This window comes from Aeromonas sp. QDB23 (assembly GCF_027707745.1).
Lineage (GTDB): Bacteria > Pseudomonadota > Gammaproteobacteria > Enterobacterales > Aeromonadaceae > Aeromonas > Aeromonas allosaccharophila.
In genome coordinates, this window is the sequence record NZ_JAPCJA010000002.1 from 1 (window position 1) to 20,821 (window position 20,821).

At 58.9% G+C, this 20,821-nt stretch carries 18 protein-coding genes; 7 read left to right on the forward strand and 11 right to left on the reverse strand.

What is annotated here, in order from left to right; translation table 11 throughout:
- Positions 1–573 precede the first annotated feature (573 nt).
- Positions 574–1,785, forward strand: coding sequence for a NupC/NupG family nucleoside CNT transporter (locus tag PG888_RS01100; RefSeq protein ID WP_213393588.1), 1,212 nt, complete (start codon positions 574–576; stop codon positions 1,783–1,785).
- 90 nt (positions 1,786–1,875) lie between these two features.
- Here the strand turns inward: PG888_RS01100 and PG888_RS01105 are convergent, their stop codons facing one another.
- The 10 genes from PG888_RS01105 to PG888_RS01150 form a co-directional block, all read right to left on the reverse strand.
- On the reverse strand, positions 1,876–3,192 hold the full coding sequence (locus PG888_RS01105) for a HipA domain-containing protein (RefSeq protein ID WP_213393589.1): 1,317 nt from the start codon (positions 3,190–3,192) through the stop codon (positions 1,876–1,878).
- Positions 3,176–3,472, reverse strand: a complete 297-nt coding sequence (locus tag PG888_RS01110; RefSeq protein ID WP_244842218.1) for a helix-turn-helix domain-containing protein — start codon at positions 3,470–3,472, stop codon at positions 3,176–3,178. Before PG888_RS01110 ends, PG888_RS01105 begins: the two co-directional genes overlap by 17 nt.
- 355 nt (positions 3,473–3,827) lie before the next feature.
- Positions 3,828–4,658 carry a hypothetical protein gene (locus PG888_RS01115; RefSeq protein WP_213393590.1) on the reverse strand — a complete coding sequence of 277 codons (831 nt, stop codon included), beginning with the start codon at positions 4,656–4,658 and terminating at the stop codon, positions 3,828–3,830.
- A 139-nt stretch (positions 4,659–4,797) separates the two neighbouring features.
- Positions 4,798–5,574: a toll/interleukin-1 receptor domain-containing protein gene (locus tag PG888_RS01120; protein ID WP_213393591.1), complete on the reverse strand. Its 777-nt coding sequence runs from the start codon at positions 5,572–5,574 to the stop codon at positions 4,798–4,800.
- A 624-nt stretch (positions 5,575–6,198) separates the two neighbouring features.
- Positions 6,199–7,005: a tryptophan synthase subunit alpha gene (gene trpA, locus PG888_RS01125; RefSeq protein WP_213393592.1), complete on the reverse strand. Its 807-nt coding sequence runs from the start codon at positions 7,003–7,005 to the stop codon at positions 6,199–6,201.
- On the reverse strand, positions 7,002–8,195 hold the full coding sequence (trpB, locus tag PG888_RS01130; RefSeq protein ID WP_213393593.1) for a tryptophan synthase subunit beta: 1,194 nt from the start codon (positions 8,193–8,195) through the stop codon (positions 7,002–7,004). The genes trpA and trpB overlap by 4 nt, the downstream gene beginning before the upstream one ends.
- Before the next feature lie 47 nt (positions 8,196–8,242).
- Positions 8,243–9,676, reverse strand: a complete 1,434-nt coding sequence (trpCF, locus tag PG888_RS01135) for a bifunctional indole-3-glycerol-phosphate synthase TrpC/phosphoribosylanthranilate isomerase TrpF (protein ID WP_244842222.1) — start codon at positions 9,674–9,676, stop codon at positions 8,243–8,245.
- Between the two features lie 86 nt (positions 9,677–9,762).
- A complete protein-coding gene (trpD, locus tag PG888_RS01140) occupies positions 9,763–10,776 on the reverse strand; it encodes an anthranilate phosphoribosyltransferase (RefSeq protein ID WP_213393595.1) in 1,014 nt (337 codons plus the stop codon).
- A 10-nt stretch (positions 10,777–10,786) separates the two neighbouring features.
- The gene (locus tag PG888_RS01145) at positions 10,787–11,386 is read right to left on the reverse strand and encodes an aminodeoxychorismate/anthranilate synthase component II (RefSeq protein WP_005359135.1); all 600 of its coding nucleotides are present in this window, start codon (positions 11,384–11,386) and stop codon (positions 10,787–10,789) included.
- 80 nt (positions 11,387–11,466) lie between these two features.
- Positions 11,467–13,101 (reverse strand): anthranilate synthase component 1, encoded by a 1,635-nt coding sequence (locus tag PG888_RS01150; protein WP_213393596.1) that lies wholly within the window; start codon positions 13,099–13,101, stop codon positions 11,467–11,469.
- Between the two features lie 434 nt (positions 13,102–13,535).
- On the opposite strand from PG888_RS01150, the gene rnm reads away from it, so the two are divergent.
- From rnm to tesB, 6 genes are all read left to right on the forward strand, one after another.
- On the forward strand, positions 13,536–14,417 hold the full coding sequence (rnm, locus tag PG888_RS01155; RefSeq protein ID WP_213393597.1) for an RNase RNM: 882 nt from the start codon (positions 13,536–13,538) through the stop codon (positions 14,415–14,417).
- 106 nt (positions 14,418–14,523) lie between these two features.
- Positions 14,524–15,144, forward strand: coding sequence for an L-threonylcarbamoyladenylate synthase (locus tag PG888_RS01160; protein ID WP_058053104.1), 621 nt, complete (start codon positions 14,524–14,526; stop codon positions 15,142–15,144).
- Positions 15,137–16,045 carry a segregation and condensation protein A gene (locus tag PG888_RS01165; protein ID WP_244842220.1) on the forward strand — a complete coding sequence of 303 codons (909 nt, stop codon included), beginning with the start codon at positions 15,137–15,139 and terminating at the stop codon, positions 16,043–16,045. The genes PG888_RS01160 and PG888_RS01165 overlap by 8 nt, the downstream gene beginning before the upstream one ends.
- A gap of 86 nt (positions 16,046–16,131) precedes the next feature.
- Positions 16,132–16,704: an SMC-Scp complex subunit ScpB gene (scpB, locus tag PG888_RS01170; protein ID WP_042060246.1), complete on the forward strand. Its 573-nt coding sequence runs from the start codon at positions 16,132–16,134 to the stop codon at positions 16,702–16,704.
- 134 nt (positions 16,705–16,838) lie between these two features.
- Positions 16,839–17,762, forward strand: a complete 924-nt coding sequence (gene rluB / locus PG888_RS01175) for a 23S rRNA pseudouridine(2605) synthase RluB (protein ID WP_201982615.1) — start codon at positions 16,839–16,841, stop codon at positions 17,760–17,762.
- A 237-nt stretch (positions 17,763–17,999) separates the two neighbouring features.
- Positions 18,000–18,866 (forward strand): acyl-CoA thioesterase II, encoded by an 867-nt coding sequence (tesB, locus tag PG888_RS01180; protein ID WP_201982613.1) that lies wholly within the window; start codon positions 18,000–18,002, stop codon positions 18,864–18,866.
- 77 nt (positions 18,867–18,943) lie between these two features.
- On the opposite strand, the gene aceK is transcribed toward tesB, so the two are convergent.
- Positions 18,944–20,671: a bifunctional isocitrate dehydrogenase kinase/phosphatase gene (aceK, locus tag PG888_RS01185; protein ID WP_058053100.1), complete on the reverse strand. Its 1,728-nt coding sequence runs from the start codon at positions 20,669–20,671 to the stop codon at positions 18,944–18,946.
- Positions 20,672–20,821: the final 150 nt, after the last annotated feature.

Below are 20,821 nucleotides of genomic sequence, written 5' to 3' on the forward strand. Positions count from 1 at the left end.
GAGGTACTGGGTTGCATTGATAATAGTCATGGCTTCGGGCGTGTCGGTTTTTTTTTGCGATTAAATCAGATCACAAACGAAGCCTTTTTTCTATCTATTTCAATTGGTTGTAGCTAAAGATCCTGTACATGATGCTGGTAACACTGTGATCTGTATCCTTAAACCGGTTTTTCTGTCGCTCGCTGTTGCATATTTAACCTGCGGGTCAAATGGGCTGCAAACGACAATCATCTTCTGCCTGAGCAAACCCGGCCGCTCGCTGCTTGTTTGACCATTTCGGTCAATGACATGAAAAGTTGCTCCGGCCAATCGTTTTACCGCTTTTTCTGTGACGGGGATCACTGTACCATCGCCGCCCGACCTGCCACACGGCCGCATCTCCCCCTGCGACGGCGCTGGCGTCACCCGATACATGCTGTCACCCGGAACGTGAATGACCCCAGGATGGGACCCGCCACTAACCTGTAGGTTTGTGGTCTGCGTGTCGCGTGGGTCGGCACCTCTCCCGCCAGATCACCCGCGACGCCTGTCTGCAGACTTGCCATATGAAACTCCTCTCTTCATAGGTGCAAGATGACACTGTTATTGAGTCTGGTCGGTATGCTGGCCCTGATGTTTATCGCCTGGCTGGCCAGTGAAAACCGCCGAGCCATCCGCTGGCGAACCGTGCTGGGTGCGCTCGCCCTGCAAACCGGTTTTGCTGCGTTGGTGCTCTATTTCCCCCCCGGACAAATCATGCTCGGTGCCATGAGCAATGGCGTCTCAGCCCTGCTCGGCTTTGCCGACAGCGGCATCCGTTTCGTGTTTGGCGATCTGGCCAGCAACGGCTTTATCTTCGCCGTGCGGGTGCTGCCGCTGGTGATCTTTATCAGCGCGCTGATCGCCGTGCTCTACCACTTCGGCATCATGCAGTGGGTGATCCGGGTATTGGGCGGCGCAGTGCATCGCCTGCTCGGCACCAGCCGCGCCGAATCCCTGGTGGCTACCGGCAATATCTTCCTGTCGCAAGGGGAGTCGCCGCTGCTTATTCGTCCCTTCCTCGCCGGAATGACTCGCTCCGAGCTCTTTGCGGTGATGACCTGCGGCATGGCCTCGGTGGCGGGCTCTGTGCTGGGCGGTTACGCCGGTCTGGGTGTGGATCTTAAATACCTGATTGCCGCCTCCTTTATGGCGGCGCCGGGTGGTCTCTTGATGGCGAAACTCTTGGTGCCAGAGCAGCAACAGGTGAGCGTTCAGGCCGAGATCACCCTCGACAAGAGCGACTACAGCAACGCCATCGACGCGTTGGCGGGCGGCGCTATGAGCGGCATGAAGATCGCCGTGGCCATCGGCACTATCCTGCTGGCCTTTGTCAGCGTCATCACCATGATCAACGCCGGTCTCACCACGGTGGGCGAGTGGTTCGGCTGGGCCGATCTCTCCTTGCAGCAGGTGCTGGGTTATCTGTTTGCCCCGGTGGCCTGGCTGATTGGTGTGCCCGCCAGCGAGATGATGGCGGCAGGATCGCTGATTGGTCAGAAGGTGATCATGAACGAGTTCGTCGCCTATCTGGACTTTGCCAATATCAAGGCCGATCTGAGCGCCCACACCCAGATCATCATTACCTTCGCCCTCTGTGGTTTCGCCAATCTGGGCTCCATTGCGGTGCAGCTCGGCTCCATCGGCACCATGGCACCGGAGCGCCGCCACGATGTGGCCAATATGGGCTTCAAGGCGGTGTTGGCGGCGACCCTGGCCAACCTGATGAGCGCCACCCTGGCCGGGATCTTTGTCTCGCTGGCTTGATAGCGTGACGCAATCGCTGGTTAGCTAGCGGCAAAAACAAAAGACCCCCTCTTGCCGCTTGGCAAGAGGGGGTCTTTTTCGTTGGATTGATTACAGATGCAGGTCGGGTAACAGCGCAGCCTGTTCCTGAAAATGGCGGCAGCGACGCTCAACGTCGTCCCGGTAGCGTGCCAGATAAGCCAGCTCGGCGGGATTGTTTGTCTCAACCAGGGCGATGGCGGTATCCAGATGAAGGAGGCTGTCGTTGGTCATTTTGTGCAAGGTCTGTTGCAACAGGCGTTTGGGCAGATCACACGCCTCGGCCATCTCCAGCAACTGCCATGCGTTGATCGCCTCGGGGGCAAACTCGTCGCCAATGGCCATGGCCAGATGCTGGTTGAACTCGGGGTAAAGTCCCACATTGACCAGATCGTACCAGGGGGTGGGCGTCAGCCCTGCTTTTGATACGAAGAAGCTGTAGTTCTTGCCGTGGGCATCATGGTTGTTGACGCAGAGGTTGAAGAGCAGCCATTGCAGCATGTTCAATCTGGCTTGCGCCGGATTGACACAGAGGGCGCTGAGGCTGAACAGTCGTGGCAGGCTCACCCCTTCCCGAATATGGGCCACATCCCGCCCGTCACCGAAGTTGCGTTCATATTTTCGGACGACGGGAAACCCCAGCCCCTGACAGGCATCGATCATATGACGACGGCGAACCCTCAAGCCATCCTCATCGAGGCGCCGATCGAACCGTTCCACCAGCAAACTTCGGTGGGACTTATCGCCTTGGCCGACCCTGTGCAGCTCGACCTGTGCCACCGGCATGCCCAGCAACGCGGCCAGCCGCATGGTCACGAACTCATTGATCACCAGATGAGGGTGATGCTCGAACTTGAGGAGGTGGGTGGAACAGAGCTCGCCCTCGCCAAACCCCAGCGCCCCCTCGAGTCGCAGCAGGTTGAGCTTGGCCTGCACACCCGCAACCGAGAGGCGGGGGCGACCATCCCAGACTTCCAGCGGCCAGAGCTCGGGCTGATCGAGGCGCAGCAACAGTTCCTCTGGGGTGATGGGGCGAAAGTGGGTGGGAATGTCGGGCTCTGCGGGCAGGGTAAAGGTGACCGCCCCGGAGACATCGCGGCCGATGCCGTGGATCAGGGCAAAGAGATTGCTGCGCGAAACGGAGAGCGCCTCAATCAGGTGCTCCAGCCCGCGATTTTCTGGCAGCAAGTTGCCGAGATATGCCCGGATCTGGGCGCTGCTGGCCGAACCGTCCAGCGCCAGCGGCGGTGAGAGCGGGAATCCGCGTGCTTGCCATGCAGGTGTATAGCCGAGCTGAAAAGTATCCCGTTGGGAGTCATATTCAAGATGACCGATCAGCTGGTTACCCAGCCGAAGTTCAAGCTGATGGTGCTCAGAACCACTCATCATCACCGACCTCTGATTGGCTGCTGTCGCTCGTTACCTGTGATCCCGCTTCCTGTACCAGTTGCAAGCGCAGTCCCAGTGCGTTCATCACCTGCAGCAGGGTCGAGAGGTAGACATCTCCCCCCTTCTCGATCTTGATCAGGGTCTTCTTGGAGATGCCGCACAGTGAGGCCGTCACCTCCTGCGTCATCTTGGCGGCCTTGCGTCTCTCGCGGATCGCCAGCCCCAGCGAGGCGGGATCCAGTGCTTTCGGGGCGGTTTGTAACGATGCATCTGTCATCATGATCACGGAAAAAGTGTAGGTTGTTACACCTTAACTCATGGTAAGAGCAAGCAGCAATAAAAAGTGTACGATGGTGCACTTTTGATGATCTCGGTGCTGGTTACGAGATAAAAGTGTAGAGAGGTTCACTTTTTAGAGAAAAAAGGTGGTGAGGGATGATCTGGAGGATGGCCGAGGGGCAGGGATGGACTTGCTTGCAGAGCCGCAATGCACTTCATGTTCGGGGTGGCAAGACGGTGCCCTAATAATTTCATCCTGTCATGGCAAGATGCTGGTTAAGAAAGGGACATCCATCTTTTGCCATGGTCGCGTGGGGTGGCTTGAGGCGGTTGATGGATGTCTTGTGTTTTCACTCTTATAGATGCTCTATTTTCTTGGCTTTTTCTGGGGCATAGCCAAGATAAAGGTGTTGGATGTACTCTGGTTCAGCCTCAGTGAACTCATCAAATACTTCTTGCAGATGGATCATTCGGCCGGAGCCTGCATAGGCGAGTCTGTTACCGGCGAAGAAGAAGGAGTTTTTACCGGCTAATGGTTCAGCTTGTTTAAAGAAGTGATCCACCTCGGCGTCGGTTGCCCTGTACTTGACTTGAGCGATGACGTACTCCCCGTCGGTATTAACACCGACGATATCGAAGTCTTTCATATATTTTCCGGTTTGGAAGATCTTGTGGCGTAGTAGCTTCTGTTTTCGCAGCCACTCTTCAGAAAGGATTTCGAGGTGCCAAGGAAGTAACATGTTCAGCTTGGGCTCCTGTGCTTGCTCGAAGTAGAAGCTATTCACCGCAGCTTCGCCCATCCTCCACCTGACGAAGGCGGAGAAAGGTGGGGGAATTACGAAGGGGAGTGGAAATTCATGGCGTCGCACCACTTTAGCATCACGCAGTTGAATCACTTTGAGCTGACTGTTTTCAACGGTTTCTATGTATTTGCTACCTAGCACCGAAATTCCAATCAACATCTCTTCTTGGCCGGCATAAGAAGCCACGATGAGAGTTTCATGATCCGAGACGCGATTGATGTAATCGATGGCTGTTTTGGCTGTGCTGCCTCTATATTGCTTTCTGTCGAAGGGATTTACTACATCTTCATAATGAATACAAATCTTCTTTGAATCAAAGAGCCTCTGGTTAAGGCCACTGAATTCACCTAGGCCCCAGTTGTGCCTGATATAGAAAACGAGCATAGAATGGCCTTCCTTTATAAGGTTGAAAGAGTTTTTTATGTGTGTAGTTGGAAATGCAAAATAAATATCCGGCTGGGACACCCACCTTTTTGTAGGCCTGCTATGCGGCATCTTGCTCAGAAATTTGGGTGTCTTAATTTCATCGATGAGTGAGAGGTAACATACGGTATTCCCCTTGTCTTTTCTCATGCATGACGCCAGCAAGCTTAACCTGAGATCCATTTTGAGGTTTGAGTTCCATAACAAAAGGAAAGCCAGGTGCAGTGCTCCGCTCTATTCGAATTGATTGCGCATTATATTTACGGCCATCATTAAGAGTTATGTCTGGATTGAATCCACCATATGTCATCGAGCTACTTAGACAATTAAATTGAAGCTCGTGTTGAGCGTTATGAACAAGAATTAAAAAGCTGGAAATTGGTTCCAGGTAAAATTCAGCATGGCACTCTACATAGGTATAACCATCTTTTTGATAGGTATAAGCCCTCATGTTAGAAAACTCTTGCGGTCCTCTTTGAAATGTATTTCTACCAGAAGTTACATCTACGATTTGACGCAACGCTACTTCCAAACCTTGTCCAAACAGGTCAATATAAAGTGACTGCATTAAAATTGGAGGCATCATGCAGTCATCTAATTTAACAGGAATGATTTTGGTCTTTCCCTGAGATGATTTCATTACTGCATTTTGCCATTCAAGTTCGACCATTTTACTTTGCAAGCTATTTTTAGAAACAAAAAACAGAAATAACTCGCAATCTCCTAGCCCTTTATTCATTTTGTCGATGATTCCATCGCCGGGCTGTATAGACCAAGAGTCATAAAAAACTTTATCTTGGCCAAATAGTTGCATTAGCCTGATTGCTATCTGTTCTACTACGGGCTTGTCATTGTAGTTGTGTGATAGAAAAATCATGATATTACCTTGGTTACTAAAAATAGTTTGTCGCGTATGTTGGCTAAAGGTTGGTACTGAACAAAGTGAAGCCCGACGTTTACCGCGAATATATCTGAAAATCTGTTTTACGGATCTGCCTCATTCATATTTATCACGCTCTGGTTGGTGTAATAATACTTGCCAGTTGAGCTTCGTTGCGCTCTGCGCCAACCTACAAAAAACCACGCTACCGCCCCTGAGTGACAGCCCCCAGTTCGCTGCTGTTAACCTGCGAGATAGCAACAATCGCAGCCATGGTGCGCTCCCGAGAGAGGGATTGTCGTTTGGCTATCTTAAGGGCGAGGGTGGAGTGTTGAGAAGCGTGTTTTGGCGGGAATCTATGTTGGATCAATAAATTAGTCATTAAGGAGTGGGCTGAGTGAACATCTTGTTTGGCAGGGAATGCACAATCCCCTTCACCCCAGCCCTCTCCCGGAGGGAGAGGGGGCGACACGCCCAGAGCTGCAAGCGGGGGAGATGCGATAAAAAGAAAGGGAGCCGGTCAGGCTCCCTTTGATGTGGTGATGCAGCGATACACCTATGGGTGAGGCGGATACGCAACCGGATCACTCACGGCCAATGGCATGTGACCAATGCCGCCCCTTATCGATTGGTCGCGGCCTTCATCCCTTCCACAAACTCCTTCAGACGAGTGAGCATATGCGCCGGGTTCTGGTGGTGGGTCTCGATGATTTTCACCACGGCGGAGCCGGAGATGGCACCGGCGGCGCCAGCTGCGATCGCTTCACGCACCTGAGCCGGTTCGCTGATGCCAAAGCCGAGCAGGGCGGGGGGGGCGTTGAACTCGCGCAGGGTATTGATGAGACCTTCCACCGGCATGCCGGCCTTGGTCTCGGCACCGGTTACACCGGCACGGCTCACCAGATAGGTGTAACCATTACCCAGCTCCGCCACCTGTTTCAGGGTCTCGGCGTCGCCATTGGGCGGGGCGATAAAGATGCTGTCGATGCCGAATTTGTCGGCGGCCGCCTTGTAGGGGGCGCACATCTGCACCGGCACGTCGGCGACCAGCACCGAATCGACGCCAGCCTGCTGGCACTTCTCGTAGAAGCCGTCAATTTTGCGCACATAGACCAGATTGGCGTAGACCAAAAGGCCAATGGGCAGCTGCGGGTACTTGGCGCGGATGCGGCCAAGCAGCTCGAAGCAGTCGTCCGGGGTGGTGTGGCTGGCAAACGCACGCAGGGCGGCGCCCTGAATGGTGGGGCCATCCGCCACCGGATCGGAGAAGGGGATGCCGAGTTCGAGGGCATCGGCGCCCCCTGCGACCAGCGCATCGACGATGGCCAGTGACAATTCGGGGGTGGGGTCACCCAGCATCACGAACGGCACAAAGGCGCCCTGATTGGCTTCATCCAGACGGGAGAAGAGTTGTGCGTAACGGTTCATGACAAGGTTCCTTCTTTATCAAAAATGTCAGCGACGGTGAAGATATCTTTGTCGCCACGGCCGGAGAGGTTGACGATCAGCACCTGCTCTTTTTCCGGTTCACTGCGGGCCATCTTGAGGGCGTGGGCCAGCGCGTGGGAGGACTCCAGCGCGGGTATGATGCCTTCGGATTTAGCCAGCTCCTGGAAGGCGTCCAGCGCCTCCTTGTCGGTTACCGAGGGGTACTCGGCGCGGCCGATGGCGGCCAGATGGGCGTGCTGCGGGCCGACGGAGGGGAAGTCCAGCCCCGCCGAGACGGAGTAGGACTCCTGAATTTGCCCCTGATTGTCCTGCATCAGGTAGGAGTGCATGCCAAAGAAGACCCCCTTGCTGCCGTGACCCAGCGGCGCGCCGTGCTCGCCACTCTCGATGCCGTGACCACCCGGCTCGACGCCGATAAGGCGCACTGATGGCTCATCGATAAAGTCGGCAAACATGCCGATGGCGTTCGACCCGCCGCCGACGCAGGCGATCACCGCATCGGGCAGCCGCTCTTCTTTCTCGAAGCACTGAGCCTTGGCCTCTTCGCCGATCATCTTCTGGAACTCCCGCACGATAGTGGGGAAGGGGTGCGGGCCGGCGGCGGTGCCGAGCAGGTAGTGGGCCGACTCGTAGTTGGCAGCCCAGTCCCGTAGTGCCTCGTTGCAGGCATCTTTCAGGGTGCTGGAGCCGGAGTGCACCGGAATAACGGTGGCGCCCATCAGCTTCATGCGAAATACGTTGGGCTTCTGGCGCTCGCAATCCTTGGCACCCATATAGACCCGGCACTTGAGGCCGAGCAGGGCGCAGGCCAGTGCGGTCGCAACGCCGTGCTGACCGGCGCCGGTCTCGGCGATGATCTCGCTCTTGCCCATCCGCTTGGCCAGCAGCGCCTGACCCAGTACCTGGTTGGTCTTGTGGGCGCCGCCGTGCAGCAGGTCTTCACGCTTCAGGTAGAGGCGGGTCTTGGTGCCCTTGGTCAGATTACGAGTCAGGGTGAGCGGGGTCGGGCGACCGGCATACTCGGTCAGCAGTTCCTGAAATTCGGCGATAAAGGCCGGATCATCCTTGGCATCGACAAAGGCTTTCTCCAGCTGGAGCAGGGCGGGGATAAGGATTTGGGGTACGTACATACCGCCAAATTCACCAAAAAACGGGTTGAGCAGGGTCATGGCTTCTTCCTTGTATTAGCTAAATCGAAACATCAAAAAGGGTTGCGTTACAGAGTGCGCAGGGCGGCAAACGCGGCCGCAATCTTGTGTGTATCCTTCTGGCCCGGGGCACTCTCTACCCCGGAGTTGAAATCAAGGCCGAGGCAGCCCACTTGCGCCGCCTGCAGGGCGTTGTCGGGATTGAGCCCCCCCGCCAGCATCAGTTTGTTCTTGTCGAGCGTGGCCAGCATGGCCCAGTCGAACGCCTGACCGGTGCCGCCGCTCTGGCTGCCCACTTTCGTATCCAGCAGCAGCCGATCGGCCGGATAGTCGAGGGCGGGCAGCGGCTCGCCGCTTTCCTTGCCAAGAGAGATGCCAATTGCCTTCCAGATCTGGCAGCCAGCTGGCAGCAGCGCGCGCAATCCCTCGATATAGGCGGCATCTTCATCGCCATGCAGTTGCACCGCGGCGAGCCCGAGCGCTTCCACCGTCTTGGCGATGGTGGCGGGCTGGGCGTTGCGAAATACCCCGACGTAAGAGAGCGGCGCACCCGCCATCACGGCGCGGGCGGCGGGGATGTCCACATAGCGCGGACTCTTTGCCACAAAGATAAGGCCGCCAAACACCGCGCCCGCCTGATGGGCGGCGGCGGCATCCTCGGCGCGGGTCAGGCCGCACACCTTGTTCTGGCCCAGAGTGAGCTTGCGCACAGCAGCCTCCAGATCCGGCTCGGCCATCAGGGATGAGCCCACCAGAAAGCCCTTGGCGTGGTGGCGCAGATCCGCCACCTGGGCGCGGTGGTTGATGCCGGATTCGCTGATCACCACCCGATCGCTCGGGATATCTTTAGCCAGCTGTTTGGTGCGGTTGAGATCGACGCTCAAGTCGCGTAGATCCCGGTTATTGATGCCGATGACCGGCGCCCCCAGCGCGATGGCACGGGTCAGCTCCTCTTCATTGCTCACTTCGGTCAGCACGCCAAGGCCCAGCTCCTTGGCCACCGCGAACAGGGCGCGATACCCCTCGTCGGTGAGCACCGAGAGCATCAGCAGGATAGCGTCCGCCTGATAGTGGCGGGCCAGATAGACCTGATAGGGGTCAATCATAAAATCCTTGCAGAGCACCGGCTGCTGAACACGGCTGCGAACCCGCGGCAGGAAGGCGAAATCCCCCTGAAAGAACTTCTCGTCGGTCAGCACCGAGATGGCGGTGGCGTATTTGCCATAGATGTCGGCGATGGCCTCCGGGCTGAAGTCGTCGCGGATCAAGCCCTTGGAGGGGGAGGCCTTCTTGCACTCCAGAATAAAGCGGGTGGAGCCCGCCTTGAGCGCCCCGACGAAATCCCGATCACTTGGGGTCAGCGCGCTCTGGAAGCTATCCAGCGGCTGGGCCAGCTTGCGGGCGGCAACCCACTCCTGCTTGGCCGCCACGATCTTGCCGAGAATGGTCTGGCTGATGGAGGCCATGTTCAGAAAAGCATGGGGGGCAATAAGGTCTGACATCTCGTTATCCTTGCGAAACTGGGTACTGCCCTGCGGGCGATCTGAGCTAGTGCCTGAGTGAGTGCCGTGCTGGTTCTTGGCTGACATCATGCCTCCTGATGGCTCAGGGTGGCCAACTTGGCAGCGAGCTCTGCCGTCTTGCCGCTTGCCAGCACCGCCAGCACTTCGGCCGCCGCGCTCTTGAGATCTTTCGCCTTGCCCGCCATCAGCAGCAGTGGCGCCACGTTGGCGGCGATGGCGGCGTTGTGGGCCGGGGTGCCACGCCCTTCCAGAATGGCGGCGGTGATGGCGCGGTTCTCTTCAGGCTCCCCACCCTGAATGGCGCTGACCGGATAGGTCTCAAGGCCAAAGTCAGCCGGGGTGATCATAAATTCGCGGATCTCGCCGTCACGGATCTGGGCCACCTGGGTCGGGCCGTGGATGGCAATCTCATCCAGCCCTGCGCCGTGAACCACCATACCGGTTTTCAGCCCCAGTGCCAGCAGGGTTTCTGCGATGGGACGCACCAGCTCGGGGGCATAGACCCCCATCAGCTGATAGGTGGGGCGAGCGGGGTTGATAAGCGGCCCCAGCACATTGAACAGGGTGCGGGTCTTGAGGGCCTGACGTACCGGCATGGCGTGGCGCACGCCAGCGTGGTACTGGGGGGCAAACAGGAAGCAGATGCCGAGTTCATCCAGACAGCGACGCGCCTGCGCCGGGCTCATGTCGAGCTTGATGCCCATCTTGTCCAGCAGATCGCTGGAGCCTGACTTGCTCGAGACCGAGCGGTTGCCGTGCTTGGCCACTTTCAGGCCGCAGGCGGCGGCGACCAGCGCCGAGGTGGTGGAGACGTTGATGGTGTTGAGGCCATCGCCACCGGTGCCGACGATGTCGCAGAACGCATAGTCCGGACGCGGGAAGTCGCGCGCTTCCGCCAAGAGGGCCTCGGCGGCGCCGGCGATCTCCTCCGGCGTCTCCCCCTTGATCTTGAGGGCAGTCAGCAGGCTTGCGAGCACGATGGGATCCACTTCGCCACGTACCACCTGGCCGAAGGCGTCGCGGGTACTTTCACGGCTCAGAGACTGACCCTGATAGAGGGTGTTGAGATGATGATGCATGTTGGTCTCCTTACCGCACACTGCTTTCTGGACGGGTGATATGGGCGAGCGCCTGGGTCAGCAGACGGGCCCCTTCCGAGGTCATGATGGATTCGGGATGGAACTGGAAGCCCAGCACCCGCTCATCCTGCTGCTCAATGGCCATGGGCATGCCCTGATAGTGGGCAATCACCGTCAGCTCTTCCGGTACATAGGTGGCAACCAGCGAGTGGTAGCGGGCCACCGGCAGCGGGCTCGGTAGACCGGCGAAGGCGCCGTGGCCGTTGTGCTCAATCAGGGAGCGCTTGCCGTGGACGATTTCGCCCGCCGCACCGACGGTGCCGCCGTAGGCTTCGCACAGGGCCTGATGGCCGAGGCAGATACCGAGGATGGGCACCTGACCGCGGGCCAGCTTGATGAGATCAATCAGGCAACCTGCCTCGTGGGGGGCGCCCGGCCCCGGCGAGAGCACCAGCACGGCATCTCCTTCGCAGGCGGCAATTTCGCTCATGATGCGGCTCGCCGGCAGGCTGTTGCGGTAGATCCGCACCGGATAACCGAGGGAGCGGAACTGGTCGACGAGGTTGTACGTGAAAGAGTCGAAGTTATCGAGCAGAAAGATGTTAGTCATGATGCTGCTCCTTCGAAGTGCGGAACTGGTCGGCTTGGGTGCTGTAGGTAAACGAATCGAAGTTATCGAGCAGGAAGATGTCAGTCATGGCTCACGTCCTTATGTTGCTCCTGCTGGGCGCTCAGGGCTTGCAGAGAGGTGCCATGGCTGGCTGCGATGGCGGCAAGTACAGCCGCCGCCTTGGCGCGGGTCTCGTCCGCTTCGGCCTGCGGTTTGGAGTCATAGACCACCCCGGCACCGGCCTGCACATGGGCCACGCCATCTTTGACAAACGCCGAGCGAATGACGATGCAGGTATCCATCTCGCCGGCGCCGTTGATGTAGCCGACGGCGCCACCGTAGCTGCCGCGGCGCTTGCCTTCCACCATGCGAATAAGCTCGCTGGCGCGGATCTTCGGCGCGCCGGTGAGGGTGCCCATGTTCATGCAGGCCTGATAGGCGTGCAGGGCGTCAAGGTCGGAGCGCAAGGTGCCCACCACCTTGGAGACCAGATGCATCACGTGGCTGTAGCGATCCACCTTGAGCAGCTCCTTGACGTAGCGGGTGCCGGGCTCGGAGATGCGGGCGATGTCGTTGCGGCCCAGATCTACCAGCATCAGGTGCTCGGCCACTTCTTTTTCGTCTTGACGCAATTCCAGTTCGATGCGGCCATCGAGATCCCGGTTGATGCTGCCATCGGGGTTAAAGCCACGGCGGCGGGTACCGGCGATGGGGTACATCTCCACGTCGCGGCTGGCGGCGCAGAATTTCACCGCACTCTCCGGCGAGGCGCCAAACAGGGTGAAGCCCTCATCCTGCACGTAGAACATGTAGGGGCTGGGGTTGGTCTGCTTGAGGCGGCGATAGGCGGCCAAGGGACTCGGGCAGGGCAAGGAGAAGCAGCGGGATGGCACCACCTGGAAGATGTCGCCACGGCGGATAAAGCCCTTGAGTTTCTCCACCTCGGCGCAAAATTGCTTGTCGCTCTTGTCCACGCTCATGCCACCGCTCAGGGGCTGGGTGGTCAGCTCGGCGCTAAGGGGTTGCTGGCAAATCTGTTTGAAGTCGGTGAGCCGCTCGGTCAGACGGGTGTATCTGTCTTCCACGTGACTCTCGTCGCTGTCGCCGCCGAAGATGCAGGCCAGCAGTTGAGTGGTGCGTTCGATGTGGTCGATGGTGATCAGGGTTTCGGCCACATAGAAGCAGTAGTCGGGGCAATCGTTGCTCCCCTGTGGCACTTCAGGCAGATCTTCAAAAGAGGCGATGAGGTCGTAGGCGAAGCTGCCGGCCATAAACAGTGCCTCTTTACCCAACTGGCAATCGAGTTCCCGCTGCAGGGTGCGCAGCACGTCCAGCACACTGCTCCCCTTGAGGCGGGAATCTTCGTCCAGCTCCCGATCGGAGGCCGGGAAGTCGAGCTGCAGCTCGTCATCTACCAGCGAACGAGCCACCACCGCAGGCAGGCGCTCGGCCAGCAGGCTCTGCAACTGGGCGCCGTTGTCGTTGAGGGGGCGCACCCGCACGGTGCGACCACGGCACTCGATGCGCAGGCAGGCATCCACCAGCAGCAGGCTCTGCTTGCCCGCCTTGGAGTCGATCTCCACCGATTCCAGCAGCAGGTTATTGGGGCGACCCTGACAGAGGCGGGTATAGAGCGCCAGCGGATCAGCCACATAAGGGGCGTTGAGTTTGAGGGTATCGAATTCACCCAGAGGAAGGCGATGTGTGGCTGTCATAGTGCGTTCCCTTGCGTGTGATGCTGTTTACCGATGTTCATGCGTCTAATCCCGTAAAAATGCCTTGGAAATTGGGTCGGTTCGGGCGGTTTCAGTAGGGTCGCCATCGCCAGGTCATTGCGCTTGTCTGAATTCTCGGTTTCATCACAGGTCCATTTGCCGGATAATAAAAAAGCCCGCTGGGGTCAGCGGGCTTTTTCTTTGGGTTCTTAATTTGCTGTCAGATTACAGGTACAGCAACGACCACACGCCCGCATGTCAGGGAGTGTGCCACCACCAGATGGTCAGGATGGAAGTCGTTTGCATGATAAAGTCCTGTAAAAAGATGTTTGCAATGAAGTGCCTACAGAAAACGATAAAGCCGCGGCCAAGTCAAGTCGCTTTTTAGCCTTCTTTTTTTCAAGCGGGTCCCAAGACAAGAGCGAAACAAGCCGATGAGATTCGATCTTCACTGCCATACCACTGCCTCCGACGGGGTGCTGAGCCCGGCCGAACTGGTGCGCCGCGCCGCCGAAAAACAGGTTGAGGTGTTAGCGGTTACTGACCACGACACCCTTGACGGGCTTGATGAGGTGCGCCGCACCATCGCCACCGAGCAGTTGCCGCTGCGACTGGTGAGCGGGGTCGAGATCTCCACCGGCTGGGAGCATCACGAAATTCATATCGTGGCGCTGGGGGTGGATGAAAAAAATCCGCAGCTGGTGGCGTTTTTGGCGGGGCAACGGGCTCGCCGCGAGGCTCGCGCACTGGAAATCGGGCGCCGTCTGGAGAAGTGTCTGATCCCCGGCACCTATGAAGAGGCCAAGGCGCTTGCCGGTGATGCCGCCGTGACCCGAGCCCATTTTGCCCGGGTGCTGGTGGCGCGCGGGGTAGCCGACAACATGCAAAAGGTATTCAAAAAATACCTGAGTCGTGGCAATAAAGGGTATGCCCCGGCCGAGTGGCCCGAGATGAGCGAAGCAATTATTGCCATTCATGCCGCGGGTGGGCTGGCGGTGCTGGCTCACCCCAGCCGTTACGATCTCACCGCCAAGTGGATCAAGCGGCTGCTGGTGGCCTTCAAGGCGGCCGGTGGCGATGCCATGGAGGTGTCGCTGCCCCAACAGAGCCCGCAGGAGCGGGCCAATCTGGGTCAGTGGGCCAAGGATCACGACCTCTATATCTCGGTGGGATCGGATTTTCACTTTCCGTCCAACTGGACCGAGTTGGGCCGCCACCTCTGGTTGCCAAAGGAAGGCATGCCGGTCTGGCTGGCCTATCCCGGCCACTTTGGGCTCACCACCGAGCAACACGCCGAGCTGCTGGCGAGCCGCTAACGGCACCAGCGAAGTGGTCACAAACAGGTTAAGGTAGTGTCATGGGTCTTTGACCCGTGACCATACGAGCGGGCAGGTATTGCTGCCCCTATTGCGAGAACAAGCTATGAGTCAGCATTTTTACGTACACCCGGAAAACCCCCAGGCCCGCCTGATTGGTCAGGCGGTACAGATCATCCAGAACGGCGGCGTCATCGTCTATCCGACCGACTCCGGCTATGCGCTGGGTTGCCAGATGGGTGATAAGGGGGCGCTGGAGCGCATCTGCCGCATCCGTCGCCTCGATGCGACCCACGACTTCACCCTGGTCTGCCGCGATCTCTCCGAGATCGCGACCTACGCCAAGGTCGACAACGGTGCGTTTCGCCTGATCAAGCACAACACCCCGGGTGCCTACACCTTCATCTTCAAGGCGACCAAGGAAGTGCCGCGCCGCCTGATGAACGAAAAGAAGAAGACCATCGGCATCCGTATCCCGGACAACAAGATTGCTCAGGCGCTGCTGGAGGCCCTCGGTGAGCCGCTGCTCTCTACCACATTGATCCTGCCGGACTCCGAGATGGCCGAGTTTGACCCGGAAGAGATCTTCGACAAGCTGGGCAAGCAGATCGATCTGGTGGTCAACGGCGGTTATCTGGGCGAGCAGCCCACCACGGTAGTCGATTTCTCTGACGACGAGCCGGTGCTGCGTCGTCGCGGCGCCGGGGATCCGACCCCGTTTGAGTGAGTCTGCCGACCCTGTTTCTGTGACGGCCCCGCCCCAGGCGGGCGCACCGGTCGCGGAGTCAGCGGGGGAGTCCGTTCTCCTCCACGCCATCCCGTCCCCCATCGCGCGGGTACTGGGGCAGCCCTACCACGAGCTGCCCCAGGACTTGTTCATCCCGCCCGATGCGCTGGAGGTGTTCCTCGATACCTTCGAGGGGCCGCTCGATCTGCTGCTCTACCTGATCCGGCGCCAGCAGCTTGATATCCTCAACCTGCCGATCCTGCAGATCACCGCCCAGTACATGGAGTACGTGGAGCTGATGCAGGGGCTCAACCTTGAGCTGGCGGCGGAGTATCTGTTGATGGCGGCCTGGCTCGCGGAGATCAAATCACGCCTGCTGCTGCCCAAGGCTCCGGAGCTGGAGGATGAAGAGGAGGGGGAAGACCCGCGGGTGACCCTGATCCGCCGCCTGCAGGAGTATGAGCGCTACAAGGTCGGAGGCGAGCGTCTCAACGAGCTGCCACGGGTGGAGCGGGAGATCTTTATCGCCACCGCCCTGCCCCCCGATTTTGGTGCCCTCAAGCCACTGGCGCCCGATGTTTCGCTGGTTGAGCTCGCCCTTTACATGCAAAGTGTGGTAAAACGCGCGACTCATTTCGAACATCACCAGATCCGCCGCGAACAGATCCCGACCCGGGTACGCATGGCGGAGATCCTCGCCATGCTCACGCTGGGGCAGACCCTGCGCCTTGAACAGGTGCTGCGTGCCGAAGAGGGGCGCATGGGGGTACTGGTGACGTTTCTGGCCCTGCTGGAGCTGTGCAAGGAGCAACTGATCTGGATCCTGCAGGCAGAACCCCTTGGCCCAATCCATTTCGCATTGGCTGCAGAAGAGAATGAGAAACGTGAACAGACCCATTGAGCGTGCATCCTGTCTGTTGCGTTGCAGCCAGAACCCCTGGGTCACAGTGCATTTCGCATTGGCCGAGCAGAGCGAGGAGGGCAACCGTGGCGCTGCCCACTGAACGACTCAAGACCCTGATCGAAGCTGCGCTGTTTGTGGCCGGTCGTCCGCTCAATGTCAGCGAGCTGAAAAGCAGTGTGCTGGCCGATTATCCGGTGACCAGTCGCTATGTTCAGCTGTTGTTGGCCGAGATCAGGCAAGATTACAGCGAACGGGGCGTCGAGCTCAAAGAGGTCGCCTCCGGCTGGCGCTTTCAGGCGCGTCAGGAGTATGCCGAGGAGCTCTCACGGCTCTGGAGCGAGCGGGCGCCGCGCTATTCGCGCGCCGTGATGGAAACGCTGACCCTGATTGCCTATCGCCAACCCATCACCCGGGCCGAGATCGAAGCGATCCGCGGGGTGGCGGTGTCGAGCCAGATAGTGAATACCCTGAAAGAGCGTGGCTGGGTGCGCAGCATTGGCCACAAAGAGGTGGCCGGTCGCCCTGAACTGCTCGCCACCACCAGAGAGTTTCTGGATTACTTTAATCTGCAGAGTCTGGAGCAGCTCCCCGAGCTGGATCCGGAGCTGCAACCCCTGTTGCCCTCGGCGGTGGACGGGGAGAGCGATGCCCGGTGAATGGTGCTCAAGCGTGCCGATTTCATCGAGATATACATTTTTCAACTGTGGCGAGCGCTTCAACCGGCGTTTGTTACAGTTAACCCCGTTGCCCCTCTGACGAGTGGGCAGCGATCAACAATCAGGTAACCCCGATGAGTGAAAAACTGCAAAAAGTGTTGGCCCGCGCGGGTCATGGCTCCCGTCGTGAGATGGAGGCCCTGATCACCGCAGGTCGGGTCAGTGTGGATGGCAAGGTCGCCACACTGGGGGATCGCGTCGAAGTGAACGCCGTGATCCGGGTGGATGGTCACCAGGTCAAGACCCGCGGGGCAGAGGAAGTGATCTGCCGCGTACTGGCTTACCACAAGCCGGAAGGGGAGATGTGTACCCGTCACGATCCGGAAGGTCGTCCCACCGTGTTTGATCGTCTGCCCAAGATGGAAGGTGCCCGCTGGATCGCGGTCGGCCGCCTCGACGTCAACACCTCCGGTCTGTTGCTGTTCACCACCGACGGTGAGCTGGCCAACCGTCTGATGCACCCGAGCCATGAAGTGGAGCGGGAATACGCGGTACGCGTGTTTGGCGAAATCACCGAAGCCATGCTGCAGCGTCTGCGCAAGGGCGTGCAGCTGGAAGATGGCACCGCCAAGTTCAACAAGATCAAACCGGCTGGCGGTGAGGGTCTGAACCAGTGGTTCAACGTCACCCTGACCGAAGGTCGCAACCGTGAAGTGCGCCGCCTGTGGGAATCCCAGGAAGTGCAGGTGAGCCGCCTGATGCGTATCCGCTACGGCGACGTCAAGCTGGACCGCGGCATCCCGCGCGGCGGCTGGCAAGAGCTGAAACTGCCGGAAGTGAACTACCTGCGCGGTCTGGTCAACCTGCCGCCGGAGACCGAATCCAAGGTCGATCTGCAGCAAGATGGCAAAACCAGCCGTCACAAGCAGGCCGCCCAGATCCGTCGCGCCGTACAGCGTCACAAAGAGATGCAGGGCAAAGAGCCGCGCGCTCGCGCCACCACCGCCCGTCGCAAGCCGCAAGCCTCTAGCCGCAACTCCGGTACCGGCAGCAAGTAAGCCGACAACCCGTTGCGTACTGCGCGCCGTCAAAAAGCGCGCAGTCGGCCAAGCAAAAGGCCCGCACCAGATGGTGCGGGCTTTTTTGTATCAAATGACCCCCATCGCTTGCAAAAGGGGAGGCGGGCAAGACGTTGAGTGGCGTTTCTGTCGTCTGATCGCCCGCAGACTCGTCGCCATGGTTGCTCTGCTCCGGTGAGCTTGTTAGCCTGTGCGGCTCTGATAGAGGAGTGAACGATGAGCAAGGTACTTGATGAGTTGCTGGCGTTGCTGGCGCTGGAAAAAATCGAGGAGGGCCTGTTTCGGGGCCAGAGCCAGGATCTCGGTCTGCGGGCCGTGTTTGGCGGACAGGTAATGGGGCAGGCCTTGTCAGCCGCCAAGCAGACGGTCGAGACCGGTCGTCAGGTTCACAGTTTTCACTCCTACTTTCTGCGTCCGGGGGATGTGACCCGTCCCATCGTCTATGACGTGGAGAATATCCGCGACGGCCAGACCGTCTCCACTCGCCGGGTCAAGGCTATTCAGGGCGGCAAGCCCATCTTCTATCTCAACGCCTCGTTTCAGGTGCCGGCCGATGGCTTCGAGCATCAGGCGCAGATGCCCACCGGCATCACCCCACCGGAAGCGCTCAAGAGCGAGCTGGAGCTGGTGCGTCCCTACGAGAACCTGATCCCGGCCTCGCTGCGCGACAAGATCCTCTGCGAGCAGCCCATCGAGATGCACCCGGTCACGTTGGTCGATCCGATCCGCCCGACGGTGCAGGATCCGGTGCGTCACGTCTGGTTCAAGGCCAATGGTCAGATGCCGGATGATCTGCGGATCCACAAATACCTGCTGGCCTACGCCTCCGACTTCAACTTCCTGCTCACTTCCCTGCAGCCCCACGGGGTGTCGTACTGGGAACCGGATATGCAGGTGGCCACCATCGATCACTCCATGTGGTTCCACCGGGATTTTCGCTTCGACGACTGGCTGCTCTACGTGGTAGACAGCCCGAGCGCCAGCGGTGGTCGCGGTCTGGTGCGCGGCCAATTCTTTACCCGTGATGGCATGCTGGTGGCGAGCACCATGCAAGAAGGGGTGATCCGCCGTCGCGGCAGTTAAGTCGCGCAGCGGTCAGCAAAACGGGGTGGCTTTGGCCACCCCGTTGTTGTTTCTGCCATGCAGAGCAGCCTGCGGACTCAGCCGCCGCGCTGGTACTTGAAGCGCTTCTTGCGCCGATAGGGATAGACATCCTCGAACACCCCCACCTTGATGTTGCTCTGCAGCATCTTCCAGTAGTTGGCGTCGAACATCTCCTTGTGCAGCTGCAACATGATCTCCCGCACCTGCGGCTTTTGCAGCAGGAAGGTGGCGAACTCCTCGGGGAAGATGTCGTTGGGGGCCACCGAGTACCAGGGCTCGGCGCTCCACTCATCCTCGGGGTAGCGGGGCGGCGGGATCTGGCGGAAGTTGCACTCCGTCATGTAGCAGATCTCGTCGTAGTCGTAGAACACCACCCGGCCGTGGCGGGTGACGCCAAAGTTCTTGAACAGCATGTCCCCCGGGAAGATGTTGGCCGCCGCCAGCTGTTTGATGGCGTTGCCGTACTCCTCCAGCGCGAGCCGGGTCTGCTGCTCGTCCGCCTTGTCCAGATAGAGGTTGAGCGGGATCATCTTGCGCTCGGTATAGAGGTGCTTGATCACCAGCTTGTCGTCGCTGATGGTGAGCGCCGACGGTGCCACCGTCTTGAGTTCGGCAAGGAGCTCGGGTGAGATGCGATCGAGGGGAAACTCGAAGTTGGTGAACTCCTGGGTATCGGCCATGCGGCCCACCCGATCGTGCTGTTTAACCAGCCGGTACTTTGCTTTCACCTGCTCGTGGCTCACATCCTTGGGGGGAGTGAACTCGTCTTTTATCACCTTGAACACCACATCGTAGGAGGGGAGGGTAAACACGCTCATCACCATCCCCTTGATGCCGGGGGCGATGATGAACTGATCCCGGCTCTGGGCCAGATGGTGGCGGTAGTGGCGATAGAGCTCGGTTTTGCCGTGCTTCTGGCAACCGATGGCGTTGTAGATCTCGTAATCGGGCTTGTGGGGCATGATTTGGCGCAGGAAGGCGACAAACAGCGCCGGTTCGCGGGCATAGACCATAAAGTAGGCGCGGGCGAAACCAAACACGATAGAGGCGAGATCCGGCTCGAAGATCACCGTGTCCACATAGATGCTGTGACCCGTGCTGAGCAGGGGCAGAATAAAGGGGAACACCTGATCCCGGGCCCGGATCAGCCCCACCAGATAGGCCCCCTTGTTGCGGTAGAACACCTCTTTGAGCAGCTCGATGGCAAACGGCTCGTCATGGAGGATTTGCGGGCCGTTCTCCGCAAGATGGCGGTGGATGTCGACAATATCCCGCTGCTTGTCCTCGTAGGGAAGGGTGAAGCTGTAATCCCCCAAGAGTTGGCTCAACGTCTGCGGCAGGTGGGCCAGATCGGTGCGATAGACCCGCAGCAGGGCGCTCAGGTCCGGTTTTTCGCCACGGCTGACGAAGGGATGAATATAGAGGTTCTCGTCACGGATATTGCGATGGCGAAAGATCCGGCGATAAACGGAGTTGAAGAAAGACTCCGCCACCTCGAAGTTCTCGCATTTTGGCAGCAGATCGCTAAAGGCACTTTTGACCTGTTTGAGCAGCGCCTGGGTGGCGTGGTGCTCCCCCATCATCTGGCGGATGGAGCTGGCGGTGGCCCCCACATGGTGGTCATAGAGGCGAATACGCTCGCGCCCCGCGAGCTGCACCCCCAGCCAGTCACTGTTCTCGAAGCGGCTCTTGCTGCCCTGGGTGATTTCGAGAAACCGGCTGTAAAACGACTCGAAGCGTTGCAGAATCGTCTCGGCGACGGCCTGTTCCAATGGCTGCTGCATCTCTCTCTTCCTTGTGATCTGTCGGGCCGATAGCGCGAAGGATTGGGTGTAATTTGTTCACACGTCTGGCCACTATCGCAACATTGAAACGTCTGTTCAAGTGGCAATTTTCGGGGATAAACGGTAGATTGCGCCCCTGTTTTGCTGATG